The following is an 11,466-nucleotide window of genomic DNA, read 5'->3' on the forward strand; positions in this document are numbered from 1 at the left end:
ACTTGTGTATAAGAGACACGGCGTGCCGTCCGCGCAGTCCGCGGCCGCCGCGGATCCGGGGGTCACCGACCGCGGCGGCGGTACGGCCCCGGACCCCGACTTCGTCCGCGAGTCCGCCGTCTTCGAGGAATCCCCCCAGCTCGCCCTCCTCGGCACGGTCCGCGACCATCCGGCGGACTGGCTCCGGGCGGGCCAGGCCATGGAGCGCGTCCTCCTCGAAGCCACCCTCGACGGCCTCGCCACCTCGGTCGCCTCCCAGGCGCTGGAGTGGAGCGACCTGCGGTGGGCGGTCCGCGACCCGGCGTCCGCGATGGGCCATGTCCATATGGTCATCCGGCTCGGCTACGGCCCCCGGGGCCCGGACACCCGGCGCAGGCCGGTACGGGACGTACTGACGGTCGGCCCCTCGACGGCCGGCCCCGGGGAGTAGCCCGCGGCGGCCGAGGGCCCCGCCCCTCACACCCCCGTCGGCAGCGGCCCCTCAGCACACCCCTGTCGGCAGCGGTCCCATCAGCGGTCGTACCGACGCCGCCGCGCTCCATGCCCGGTGCTGCGCCAGTTCCGCCGTCTCCGCCTCCGCGAGCACCAGGCCCGTACAGGCGCGCTGGTCGCCGACGGCGTGGACGACGTCGCCCGGCGCGCGGACGGGGAACCACTCCACATTTCCCGGGAACGCGCCGAGGCCGTCGAGGCCGCGCCAGCCGGTGAGGGTGCCCGGACGGTCGGGATAGACCAGGACGAACGCGACGGCCGGGCCGGTGAAGGGCGCCACCAGCGGACCGTCCATCAGGGTCGGCCGCAGCCCGATGGCGACCTCGATCACCGCGTCGTAGACGTCCGTCCCCAGCGCCCGGCAGAGCGCCTCGCCGACGAGCCCGCCCCCGATCCGCCGGTTGATCTCGACGAGTTCGGGACCGTGCGAGGTCTCCACGAACTCGACATGGGCGAAGCCCTGGTCGTGCCCGGCTGTGGCGAGTACGTCGGCGGCCCAGCGGGCCAGCGTCTCGTGTCCGCCCGGCGGCAGGCCGACGGGGAAGGCCGCGCCCTCCTCCCGTACGGCGGATGTACGGGACATCTGCCGGCTGGAGACCCCCAGCAGCCGGGTCTCGCCCTTCCAGCTGAGGGTCTCGGCGCTGTACAGCGGTCCGGGCAGGAACGGTTCGGCGAAGAGCCGGCCCTTCAGCTCGCCGCCGCACGCGGCGGCCTCGGTGAGCGCGGCCCGCAGCTCGGCCTCGTCGTGGACGATCCAGACGCCCCGGGACGAGGTGCCCGCCGAGTCCTTGAGCACGGCGGGCAGTTCGACCGCCGCGGGGTGCGTGGAGGCGACGATCCGGCTGAGCCCGGCCGCGTGCAGCCGCTGCCGTACGAGGGCCTTGTCGCGGAGCACCCGTACATCCGCCGGGTCGGGCCCCGGCAGCCCCAGCTCGGCGGCGAGATCGGCGGCCGGGACGCTCCAGGTGTCGGTGGTGTTCACCAGCCCGACGAGATCGGGCAGCCCGGCCAGGGCCCGGCGGACGGCCCCCGGGTCGGTGGTGTCGACGTCCACGATGTCGAGGATCTCCTCGGGCATGGCGGCCAGTTCATGGCGGTAGACCGTGCGGTCGGAGGTGAGGAGCGCGAGACGGTGCCCGGCGACGGCGGCGGCGAGCGCGAGGCGTTCGAGTCCGAAGGGGAGCGATTCGAGGGCGGCGACGGTCACCGTGGGGCTCCTGGGGTGGTGTGGGGGGCGCGTTTGCGTGCCGGGGCTCGGGAAGGGGGACGGCTTCCGGCGGAGCGGGGGTTGTCCGCCGGGGCGTCCGTACGGGACGGGCGCGGGGTACGGGGCGGGGGGTCGGCCGCCGCCGGGTCCGTACGGGCTCCCGGTGGTGCGGGCCGCCCGGCCCATTCCAGCACCGCCCACGGCGGAAGCAACCCTTCCGGGCCGGTGATGCGTTCGGCGCGCGGATGTGCCGGGCCCGCCGCCCCCGGTCCTGGTGGCGACCGAGCGACGGCGGCGTTCGGTCCATCGCTCCGGCCTCCCGCCGTCGTGGCCGGGACCCGGCTGCGGGCCCGGCCCCTGGTCCGTACACCGGGTCCGTACACCTGGTCCGGTGAAAGGTGTCCGGTGAAGGTGTCCGTCCCGTTAGTGGTCGTTCGGCCACAGCGTCGGGTTCCCGCCAGAAGGATCGTTTCCGCAGGAGGTGCCGTCGAGACCCGGGAGCAGGGAGCAGGGCCTCGACGGCGCGCCGTCAGCTCTCCGTCCCGCCCCGTCCCCGCTCCCGCCCCCGCAGGGGTCGCCGGTCCGGGCCCACACGGGCCGAGTCCGCCGCCGCGCGGCCCTCCTCCCAGCCGGCCGGGTCGTCGACACCCCGTACCCGGGTCGTCGTGGTCCGCGGGAACAGCTCGTCCGCGCGGGCCGAGACCGCGACGTCCCGCGTCGCGAGCACGGGCAGCAGATCGGCGGGAGCGGCCCCCGCCACCGCGTCGGCCGCCGCCGTGAGGCGCTCCCCGACCCGGGACGCGTACGCCATCAGGAACGACTGCCGGAACGTCTTCGTACGTTTCCGGCCGCCCGCCCGCTGCGCCGCCTCCGCGCGCGTCATCGCGGCGGTGCCCTGCACCAGCAGGGACGTGTACAGCAGCTCGACGGCGTCGAGATCGGAGGCGTAACCGACGACTGTCGAGAAGTCGAAGTCGCCGTTCCAGACCGCGCGGCAGCGGTTCGCCCCCGCCACGGCGTCCAGGAGGATCGCCTTGGCCGTCTCGTACGGCGGCTCCACACCGATCCGGCAGGCGCCGGGCACCGCCCGCCCGGCCGCGTCCCCGCCCGCGCCGCTCACCGCGGCGGCGTCGACGCTGTAGCGGGCGGCCAGCTCCTGCGCCTTCGCCGACAGCGCCTCGGCCTCCTCCGGGTAGTCGGTCGCCTCGGCCTTGGCCAGCAGGGCGCGTATCCGGGTCAGCGCCTTCGGCTCGTACGCGGACGGCGGTACGGCCGCGGTGGCGGTCGCCGACGCGCCCGGCACCGGCCCGACCGGCTCGATCGAGGGGAGCCGCAGCAGCAGCCGGTACAGCTCCAGGACGGCGGTGGCGTACGAGAACCGGTCCGGCGCCCGCCACGGCGGTACGGCGCCGGGCGCGAGATCGTCGAGCTGCGCGGCCCAGCGGGGCGGGAGCGCGGCGGCCGGATAGCGCCGGGACTCCGCCCTGATCAGCTCCGCCGCGATCCGGATGTGCGGGTCCCCGAGGTCGCGCCGGACGAGCCGGATCACATCGGCGGGCTGCCAGCCACGCTCCCAGGCCCGCCGCACGAACTCCTCGCCCCGCCGCGCCAGCTCCGCGTCGGCGCCCGGATCGGCGGCCACGAGGGACGCGGCGGTGTCGACGGCCCGCTCCCGGGCCCCGGGGTCCGTGGTGTTCTCGGCGTACAGGGCCGTCGCCAGGGCCCGCTCGACGGTGGTCCGGGGCTCGTCGGGGCCGGGTGGGGCTGTGCTCATCCCACCATCATGCGGTGCGCGACCACATGCCCCGGCCCGCCGCCGCCGTGCCGCCCGTCACGCCTCCTTGAGGGTGTCCTTGATCCGGTCCACCTCGGGGAGGAGGGCATCGTGGTCGACGGGATCCATGGCGTGGATATCGATCACCACCAGCCCCTTCGGGGTCCGGAACCCGATCTGGGTCCGTTTCTGGTCGTGATCCAAGACCTCGTTGAGCGCCGTGTAGGAGAGCTCGACCGCCTCGTACGGGCCCATCTTCGTATCGCGGTACACGACGTCCTCCACGCCCCGGTACCGCTTGTCCCAGGCGACGAACTGCTCCAGGGCGCTCCGGGCCGACGTGGCCTGCCACGGCTGGTGATAGAGCTCGAACGAACCGGCGGTGCCGCCGTGGCGGGCGTCCAGTCCGCAGATCTTCACGGCCGTTCCCACGGCCGGCGGGTTCTCGGCGTCCTCCGGTGTACTGATCTTCCAGCTCGCAGGGATGTCGAAGGCGACCGGCAGCGGGCACTCGCCTCCCGCCGTACCTATCTGCTGCGTCTTGGCTTTCTTGTCGTACGTGGACTTCGACTCCGCGTCCGAGTCGGAGCCGCCGCATCCGCCGGCGAGGAGCGCGAGCACCGCCGCGCCGACCGTGAGGCCCGTCCGTACACCGTGCTGTCGTCCCATGTGATCCCTCTGGTTGTGTCCGGTACTTCGGGCCGTCCGCCGCGGGGCCCCCGCCCCCGCCGCCCGCCGCGTCACGACCCCTTGAGCGTGTCCTTGATCCGGTCCACCTCGGGGAGGAGGGCGTCGTGGTCGATCGGGTCCATGGCGCCGACGTCGATCACGAGCAGACCCTTCGGGGTCTTGAAGCCGATATGGGTCTTCTTCTGGCGGGACTCCCAGAACTCGTTGAAGCCCTCGTAGGAGACCTCGACCCCGTTGTACGGGCCCACCTCCACATCGCGGTACACGATGTTCTTCTTCTTGGCGAGGTTGCTCTCGCTCACGAAGCGCTCCAGCGCGAACCGGGGCGTCGAGGCCCGCGACCGGTCGTTGTAGAGCCGGATGAAACCGGCGGTGCCGCCCTCGCGGGCGTCCAGTTCGCAGACCAACTCGGCCAGGCCCACCATCAGGTACTGCTGCGCCTCGCCGCTGACCCGGTTGGCCTTCCACTCGACGGGAGTGTCGAAGGTGACGGGCAGCGCGCAGACGCCCCCCGCCGTACCTATCTGCTGCGTCTTGGCTTTCTTGTCGTACGTGGACTTCGACTCCGCGTCCGAGCCGGAGCCGCCGCATCCGGTGGCGAGGAGCGCGAGCGCCGCCGCGCCGACCGTGAGGCCCGTCCGTACACCGTGCTGTCCCATGCGATCCCCCCTGGTGACGCCCCCTGCGTCACACTGTGAACGCGTCATCCTAGGCGGCCGCTACGACAGTCCCGGTACCGGTTTTCCGCTCGGTGCCCGGATCGTGTCCGGGGTGGCGGGAAGGGCGGGCCGGGTTCTGTTCCCCCGCAGGTCACGGCCGTGCCGGGGGGCCGATGTCAGACCCGGGTGGAAGACTTCCCGTATGGCGGAACGATGGGCGGTCGCGGCGGCGGCGGAGGGCGACGGGGCACGGCTCGTCCCCCTGCGCCCCGACGGCCTGCCCGCCGGTCCCGTGGTCGAGGAGCCGGACCTCGTGACGGCGGTCCGGTCCCGGCCGGAGGTCGGCCGTTGGGTGTGGCGCTCCACATTCGACCTCTACCCCCGGCTGCTGGCGGCCGGGGTCCGGGTCGAGCGGTGTTACGACGTGGAGGACGCCGAGCAGCTCCTCCTCGGGCACGAGGGCCGGTCCGGGGAGCCCAGGGCCGCCGCCGCGGCCCTGGCCCGGCTGCGGAAGCTGCCCGTACCGCCGGATCCGCCGCAGCGGGCCGCCGAGCCCGGCGCCCAGTCGTCGCTGTTCGAGCCGAGACCGGTCCCGCTGTCGCTGGAGTCCCTGCTGGAGGTGTACGCGGAGCAGCAGCGGCGCCACGACGCCTCGGCCCACCCGGGGCGGCTGCGGCTGCTGACGGCCGCCGAGTCGGCCGCGATGCTGGTCGCCGCCGAGATGAACCGCGCGGGGCTGCCGTGGCGGGCCGATGTGCACCGCGGGCTGCTGGAGGACATGCTCGGCGAGCGGTACGCGGGCGGGGGCGAGCCGCGGCGGCTGGCGGAGCTGACGGACGAGGTGTCGGCGGCGTTCGGGCGGCGGGTCAGGCCCGACCTCCCGGCGGATGTGGTGAAGGCCTTCGCGGAGGCCGGGTTCCGGCTGCGGTCGACCCGGCGCTGGGAGCTGGAGGAGATCGACCACCCGGCGGTCGCCCCGCTCGTCGAGTACAAGAAGCTCTACCGCGTCTGGGTGGCGCACGGCTGGACCTGGTTGAACGACTGGGTGCGGGACGGCCGCTTCCGCCCCGGCTATCTGCCCGGCGGCACGGTCTCGGGCCGCTGGACGACGAACGGCGGCGGCGCGCTCCAGCTGCCGAAGGTGATCCGCCGGGCGGTCGTCGCCGACCCCGGCTGGCGCCTGGTGGTCGCGGACGCGGACCAGATGGAGCCCCGGGTGCTGGCCGCGGTCTCCCGCGACCCCGGCCTGATGGAGGTCGCGGGCAATGAGGGCGATCTGTATACGGCGCTCGCGGCCCGCGGCTTCTCCGGCGAGCGCGAGGACGCCAAGCTGGCGCTGCTGGGCGCGGTCTACGGCCAGACGTCCGGCGACGGCCTGAAGAACCTGGCGGCGCTGCGCCGCCGCTTCCCCGCGGCGGTCGCCTATGTCGACGACGCGGCCCGCGCGGGCGAGGAGGGCCGCCTCGTCCGTACCTGGCTCGGCCGTACCTGCCCCCCGGTGTCCGGCGCGGGCGACGCCGACGAGGCGGGCCTGCCGCAGGACGACGCCCCCGCCTCCGCGTCCGACCTCTCGGACGCGCGGGCCCGGGGCCGCTTCACCCGTAATTTCGTGGTCCAGGGCGCGGCGGCCGACTGGTCCCTTCTGATGCTCGCGGCCCTGCGCCGGGGGCTCGCCGGGATGCGGGCCGAGCTGGTCTTCTTCCTCCACGACGAGGTGATCGTCCACTGCCCGGCGGAGGAGGCGGAGACCGTCACGAAGGCGATCCGCGAGGCGGGAGCCATGGCGGGCCGGATCGCCTTCGGCGAGACGCCCGTACGGTTCCCGTTCACGACGGCCGTGGTGGAGTGCTACGCCGACGCGAAGTGACGCCGGGTGCCGCCCGGGGTGCCCGGGGGCGCCCGGGGGCCGGGGCGCCCGGTGCTGCCCGGGGGCGTGGGGCTATCCCGGCGTGAAGTCCCCCGGTGATACCCCTGGACGCACATCGGCGAGGACGCCCCGGGCCCGGCCCGCCACCAGCCACCAAACCCCCCTCACCCCCAACTCCCTCCCAAATCAAGGCTATTGAGGATTAACGGTTAGATGCATCTATCGATGCCGTGATGGTCTCCGGCGGCCAGGGTGGAGATCGCGGAGGGCCGACCGGTTCGCCGCGACCCATGCCACTCCCGACCCTCTGGAGACATCTTGAAGCGACAGCTGGGGACCGTTGCCGTGACCCTCGCCCTCACCGGCGCCACCCTCGCCGGAGCCGCGGGAACGGCCGGCGCGGCGACGACTGCGGCCGGTCCGGCCGGGACGCCCGCGGCATGCTCCAACCCGTGGGGCAGCGGGGTGAAGAGCGCCGCCGACCCGACCACCGGACATCTGTCGGACATCAGGACCGGCCGGCACGCCTGCTACGACCGGATGGTCTTCGACATCGGCGCGACGAACCGGAACACCGGCTACCACGTGGGCTATGTCGACGCCTTCCACCAGGACGGCTCCGGCGACCCGATCCCCGTCGCGGGCGGCGCCATCCTCCAGATCTATGTCAACGCCCCCACTCGCAACCTCTCCACGGGCCAGGAAACCTACCCGGCCCGCGGCAAGCAGCCGCTGCCGGGCGTCGACATCACCGGTTACCAGACGTTCAAGGACCACAAGTTCGGGGCCAGCTTCGAAGGCCAGTCCCAGGTGGGCCTCGGCGTCCGCGCGAAGCTCCCGTTCCGGGTCACCAGGACCACGACGCAGATCGTGGTGGACGTCGCCCACGCGTGGTGATCCCGCGCCCCCTTCAACCCCCTGGAGACCCCTGATGCGTACCCTGACGACCGTCGCCGTGACCCTCGCCCTCACGGGCGCCACCCTCGCCGGTACGGCCGGAGCGGCGGGCGTCGCGACGACTCCCGGCACATCCGCGAAACCCACGGCGGTGTGCTCCACACCGTGGGGCAGCGGCACCAAATCGGACATGCTGCCGTATGCGAGCCCGCTGACGAATATCAGGACGGGCCAGCACGACTGTTACGACCGGATCGTGTTCGACGTCCCCAACAACGCGTCCGCCAAGGTCGGCTACCACGTCGACTACGTCACCGAGTTCTACGAGGACGGCACGGGCGACCCGATCCCGGTGACGGGCGGCGCGATCCTCCGCATCTTCGCGAGCACCCCCAGCTACGACCCGGAGACGGGCCGCGCCACCTACCCCGCCCGCCCGAAGTCCCCCCTCCCGGGCGTCAACCTCACCGGCTACCGCACCTTCAAGGACACCAAGTTCGGCGGCAGCTTCGAGGGCCGCACCCAGGTCGGCCTGGGCGTCCGCGCCAAGCTCCCCTTCCGGGTGACCCAGACGAAGACCCAGCTCATCGTGGACGTCGCCCACACCTGGTAGCCGTCGTCCCGCGCGCCCGGCCCGCCACCCGCGGGCCGGGCGCCGCCGGCCCGGGTCTCGGGTGGGGGCGCGTTACCGATTCTGGCTTTCTGGCCGGAGGTGGTGGAGCAGGAGGAGGGCGGCGATGGTGTTGGCGGATCGGATGCGGCCGTCGGTGACGAGTTCGGGTACGCGGGCGAGGGGCACCCATTCGCGGCGGGTGGATTCGAAGGCGTCGCGGGGTTCGCCGACTCGTCGGGCCTGGTCGGTCCAGTAGACGCGGTGGTGGGACGTGGAGATGCCGGGCATCGGATCGACGGCCAGCAGCAGCCGCATGGGTCCCGGCCGCCAGCCGGTCTCCTCCTCGAACTCGCGGGCGGCGGCGTGTGCGGGATCCTCGCCGTCGGCGGTGCCGCCGGAGGGGAGTTCAAAGGCCCAGGCGCCGGTGATGAAGCGGTGGCGCCACAACAGGAGGACTTCGTCGTGCTCGTTGAGGACGGCCGCGACGGCGACGGGCCGCAGACGGATCACGGTGTGGTCGAGGTGGCGCCCGTCGGGCAGGACGACATCGGCCATGCCCACCCGCACCCACCGGTTCTCGTACACGGTGCGCTCGCCGAGCGCCTGCCATTCGGACACGGGAGCCCTTCCGTCGGATATCCCCATCCCAGCACACACCCGCCGTCAGAACGGAATGCGGAGGATGTCGTCGATCCTCCCCACGACATCGCCGGTAGCCCGGCCCCGTAGTCCGGTCATGGAGCGACGAACCTTGACGAGACGGTCCCGTAGCCGTTGGGACTCCATGCCTTCCATGGTGTCGAGCATGCGGGTTGCCGTGGCTGCGGCCTGGTCGGCGTCCCCGGCCCGCAGGTGGCAGTCCGCCAGGGTCGCGAGCCGGTGGACCTTGCCGCGTTCATGTGTCTGTACGGCGACGGCTTCGGCCGCGTATGTCCTGGCGGGGCGGACATCACCGAGCCGCATGAGGGTATCGGCCAGATTGTTCTCCAGCAGTCCCGCTTGGATGTAGCCGGTCTCGGCGGGTTCGTCCTCGGGCCGGATCAGTCCGGCCTCGCGTTCCGCCTGTGTCATGGCTCGATGGGCCCCGGATTGATCGCCCATGCGGGAGTACGCCTTGGCCTGCATGGCGTACAGGTCGCATGCCAGCGCGTGCGAGATCGCCGAACCCGCCGCACGTAATCCCGCCTCGGCGAAGGCGACTGCCTGCCGGGGCTCGGACAGGAACAGCGACTGATTGACCAGCAGCGCTATGACATAGCCACCAAAGGCGCGGTCTCCGGACGCCTTGGCCAGCCTCAGCGCCTGGTGGAAATAGCGCTGCGCAAGCCCTTGCGCATCGGAGTCGTACGCGCAGATCCCGGCGACGGCCACCAGGCCACCGATGGCCCGGTGCAGTTCCCGTCCGGTGGCATCGCTGTACGAACCCCTGAGGAGCGGCGCGGTCTCGGAGTTGAGAAAACCGAGGACCCTACTGCGAGTCGCCACTCCTCCTGCTTTGCGGTACATCTGTTCGTAGTGGGTGCGCGCATGGCGCAGAGTGCCGACTTCCGCCGTTCCGACGCGCAACGAGCCCGTGCGGGAGACGTCCATGTCGTCGGGCGGGTTCTCCCACTGCCACACCGGTCCGACAGCCGGTAGACCTGTTATCACCGATGCCTCCTGAACGTCCCGTCGTTGCTGGGCATCGCCGCGCCACATCGCCGTGGAACGCTCGATGAACCCGTTAAGGGACGTCTCAGTCGGCGTTGCTGTCCCTTTGCCCATACCGATGTCGTCCAGAGTGAGTTGGCGCCCCACACGCGGACTGAGGATCTCGCAGATCAGGTCCGGTACAACCCCACGCGGGCGCTGCCCCTTGAGCCAACGGATCACGCTGGAGTGGTCATACGCGGCCTGCCGGCCACGGGCCCTGAGCACGGCGTTGACCCGTGCGGCGAGTCCCACGCGGCTCATCCCGGCCTCATCGAGTACCGCGTCGAGGAGAGTGTTGGCGTCCATAGGCGACCCCTGTATCGATCAGAACACCGAGCGTAGCCGCGTCCGTTTCACACACTGTGTGAAACCGCTAATACGGCTCCACCCGGCCACACACTGCCGCCGCCTCCCAACTACTCCCTACGGTCGTGGAACCAAAAAGTCTGTCCTTTCCGGGAGTTCGGAATGAAGGCTCTGGATCCTCCGGCCGCCTCGCCTCTCGCCTGGCCGCCCTGTACGTGCGGAAACCGGATCTGCCCGGACCGCCCCGGTCCCCGCAATCGGGACGCGGAGACCGTCGATCCGACCTCCGCCGCCCCTACGGCGCAGGACACCTCTTGGACGAATCCCTTTGAGACGAGGGCTGATGATGACCGATAGCCCGATTCCCAACGCCGCACCGGAGTACTGCGTGTACTGCGAGCGGCTCGTGGAGCGCACTGAGGAGAACCTGTTGATGCTCGGGTTCTCGGCGTCCGGGGCGCGTCCGTCTTTGTACGCGCATCCGGAGTGCCCGCAGCCGCGCAGGATCCGGCGCTGACCAGGCTCCCGTGTGCGGTGGCCCCACGCCCCGTGCACGGGTGACCGGTCCCGGCCCCGTAAACCGCCCCCGGCGCGGGGCCGGGACCACCCAACCCACCTGAAACCAAGACGCCCCGACCGACCGCTCGTAACGGTCTATCGGGGCTCGACCAACCAGCAATCACCAGGAGCTGATTCGTCGTATGAACGACTTTATCGCCGACCTCGTCGCCCAGTTACGGACTTTCCTCAAACTGCCGCGCCGCCGAACCACCGTCATCGTCGTCATCACCCCGCCGCCCCGGGTCGACCCGTGGACCCGCCCCTGGACCAGCCCCTCACAGGCGGAAGCGCGGGAGATCCTGCGGCAGCGGGCCACCGCCACCACCACCGGAACCGCCGCACCTCCCGGCGCGCGCAGGCTGATCATCGCCCGCAACGGGCTCCGCTTCGAACAGCCCGTCGCCGTACGCGCATCACGGCCCGACCCGGCATGGACGTGGATCCGGTGACCCGCGACGGACTCCTCGCCCCCACACCCCAACCGGCCACCGCCGAGTGCGGCGTCTGCGGACGGGACACCACCGCCCCGGTCGAAGTCCACCCCGGACAGCACACCTGCCCCGAGCACATCGTCGACGCCCTCACCCGCCAAGGAGCCCCGGCGTGATCCTCACCCAGGTCTTTCCCCGCTCGACCACCGACGTCACCACCTGCGAAGCCTGCTGGCGCGCACCGGTGACCACCGCACGCATCACCCCCACCACCCGC

The 11,466-nt window shown here is 72.3% G+C and carries 12 protein-coding genes and 1 pseudogene; 7 read left to right on the top strand and 6 right to left on the bottom strand.

The annotated features are described in order from the left end of the window. A pseudogene (locus ACFXG1_RS10935) lies at positions 1 to 430 on the top strand (nitroreductase); the annotation flags it as partial. A gap of 51 nt (positions 431 to 481) precedes the next feature. On the opposite strand, the gene ACFXG1_RS10940 reads toward ACFXG1_RS10935, so the two are convergent. The 4 genes from ACFXG1_RS10940 to ACFXG1_RS10955 form a co-directional block, all read right to left on the bottom strand. Beyond that, positions 482 to 1,699, bottom strand: a complete 1,218-nt coding sequence (locus ACFXG1_RS10940) for an ATP-grasp domain-containing protein (RefSeq protein WP_384710067.1) — start codon at positions 1,697 to 1,699, stop codon at positions 482 to 484. A 529-nt stretch (positions 1,700 to 2,228) separates the two neighbouring features. Then, on the bottom strand, positions 2,229 to 3,473 hold the full coding sequence (locus tag ACFXG1_RS10945) for a DUF2786 domain-containing protein (protein WP_384710064.1): 1,245 nt from the start codon (positions 3,471 to 3,473) through the stop codon (positions 2,229 to 2,231). 57 nt (positions 3,474 to 3,530) lie between these two features. Next, positions 3,531 to 4,142 carry a lipoprotein gene (locus ACFXG1_RS10950; RefSeq protein WP_384710061.1) on the bottom strand — a complete coding sequence of 204 codons (612 nt, stop codon included), beginning with the start codon at positions 4,140 to 4,142 and terminating at the stop codon, positions 3,531 to 3,533. Between the two features lie 71 nt (positions 4,143 to 4,213). Beyond that, positions 4,214 to 4,822 (bottom strand): lipoprotein, encoded by a 609-nt coding sequence (locus ACFXG1_RS10955; RefSeq protein ID WP_384710058.1) that lies wholly within the window; start codon positions 4,820 to 4,822, stop codon positions 4,214 to 4,216. Positions 4,823 to 5,024: 202 nt separating this feature from the next. Here ACFXG1_RS10955 and ACFXG1_RS10960 point away from each other — a divergent pair, with 202 nt between their 5' ends. The 3 genes from ACFXG1_RS10960 (at position 5,025) to ACFXG1_RS10970 (ending at position 8,199) form a co-directional block, all read left to right on the top strand. Then, positions 5,025 to 6,689 carry a bifunctional 3'-5' exonuclease/DNA polymerase gene (locus ACFXG1_RS10960; RefSeq protein WP_384710055.1) on the top strand — a complete coding sequence of 555 codons (1,665 nt, stop codon included), beginning with the start codon at positions 5,025 to 5,027 and terminating at the stop codon, positions 6,687 to 6,689. Positions 6,690 to 7,007: 318 nt separating this feature from the next. Then, on the top strand, positions 7,008 to 7,586 hold the full coding sequence (locus ACFXG1_RS10965; protein WP_384710052.1) for a hypothetical protein: 579 nt from the start codon (positions 7,008 to 7,010) through the stop codon (positions 7,584 to 7,586). A gap of 34 nt (positions 7,587 to 7,620) precedes the next feature. Beyond that, positions 7,621 to 8,199 (top strand): hypothetical protein, encoded by a 579-nt coding sequence (locus ACFXG1_RS10970; protein ID WP_384710049.1) that lies wholly within the window; start codon positions 7,621 to 7,623, stop codon positions 8,197 to 8,199. A gap of 72 nt (positions 8,200 to 8,271) precedes the next feature. On the opposite strand, the gene ACFXG1_RS10975 is transcribed toward ACFXG1_RS10970, so the two are convergent. Both ACFXG1_RS10975 and ACFXG1_RS10980 read right to left on the bottom strand, forming a co-directional pair. After that, positions 8,272 to 8,817, bottom strand: coding sequence for an NUDIX hydrolase (locus ACFXG1_RS10975; protein WP_384742103.1), 546 nt, complete (start codon positions 8,815 to 8,817; stop codon positions 8,272 to 8,274). A gap of 45 nt (positions 8,818 to 8,862) precedes the next feature. Further along, positions 8,863 to 10,197, bottom strand: a complete 1,335-nt coding sequence (locus ACFXG1_RS10980) for a transcriptional regulator (protein WP_384721571.1) — start codon at positions 10,195 to 10,197, stop codon at positions 8,863 to 8,865. A gap of 343 nt (positions 10,198 to 10,540) precedes the next feature. On the opposite strand from ACFXG1_RS10980, the gene ACFXG1_RS10985 reads away from it, so the two are divergent. The 3 genes from ACFXG1_RS10985 (at position 10,541) to ACFXG1_RS10995 (ending at position 11,365) form a co-directional block, all read left to right on the top strand. Next, positions 10,541 to 10,714 carry a hypothetical protein gene (locus tag ACFXG1_RS10985; RefSeq protein ID WP_384721574.1) on the top strand — a complete coding sequence of 58 codons (174 nt, stop codon included), beginning with the start codon at positions 10,541 to 10,543 and terminating at the stop codon, positions 10,712 to 10,714. Positions 10,715 to 10,898: 184 nt separating this feature from the next. After that, the gene (locus tag ACFXG1_RS10990; RefSeq protein ID WP_384742106.1) at positions 10,899 to 11,207 is read left to right on the top strand and encodes a hypothetical protein; all 309 of its coding nucleotides are present in this window, start codon (positions 10,899 to 10,901) and stop codon (positions 11,205 to 11,207) included. Continuing rightward, a complete protein-coding gene (locus tag ACFXG1_RS10995) occupies positions 11,204 to 11,365 on the top strand; it encodes a hypothetical protein (RefSeq protein WP_384742108.1) in 162 nt (53 codons plus the stop codon). The genes ACFXG1_RS10990 and ACFXG1_RS10995 overlap by 4 nt, the downstream gene beginning before the upstream one ends. Positions 11,366 to 11,466: the final 101 nt, after the last annotated feature.

Source organism: Streptomyces sp. NPDC059248 (assembly GCF_042753905.1).
Taxonomy (GTDB): Bacteria; Actinomycetota; Actinomycetes; order Streptomycetales; family Streptomycetaceae; genus Streptomyces.

Excerpts from the sequence above, each read along its gene's own strand:
- ACFXG1_RS10945 (WP_384710064.1), bottom strand. The coding sequence starts at position 3,473 with ATGAGCACAGCCCCACCCGGCCCCGACGAGCCCCGGACCACCGTCGAG.
- ACFXG1_RS10950 (WP_384710061.1), bottom strand. The coding sequence starts at position 4,142 with ATGGGACGACAGCACGGTGTACGGACGGGCCTCACGGTCGGCGCGGCG.
- ACFXG1_RS10955 (WP_384710058.1), bottom strand. The coding sequence starts at position 4,822 with ATGGGACAGCACGGTGTACGGACGGGCCTCACGGTCGGCGCGGCGGCG.
- ACFXG1_RS10960 (WP_384710055.1), top strand. The coding sequence starts at position 5,025 with ATGGCGGAACGATGGGCGGTCGCGGCGGCGGCGGAGGGCGACGGGGCA.
- ACFXG1_RS10970 (WP_384710049.1), top strand. The coding sequence starts at position 7,621 with ATGCGTACCCTGACGACCGTCGCCGTGACCCTCGCCCTCACGGGCGCC.
- ACFXG1_RS10980 (WP_384721571.1), bottom strand. The coding sequence starts at position 10,197 with ATGGACGCCAACACTCTCCTCGACGCGGTACTCGATGAGGCCGGGATG.
- ACFXG1_RS10985 (WP_384721574.1), top strand. The coding sequence starts at position 10,541 with ATGATGACCGATAGCCCGATTCCCAACGCCGCACCGGAGTACTGCGTG.
- ACFXG1_RS10990 (WP_384742106.1), top strand. The coding sequence starts at position 10,899 with ATGAACGACTTTATCGCCGACCTCGTCGCCCAGTTACGGACTTTCCTC.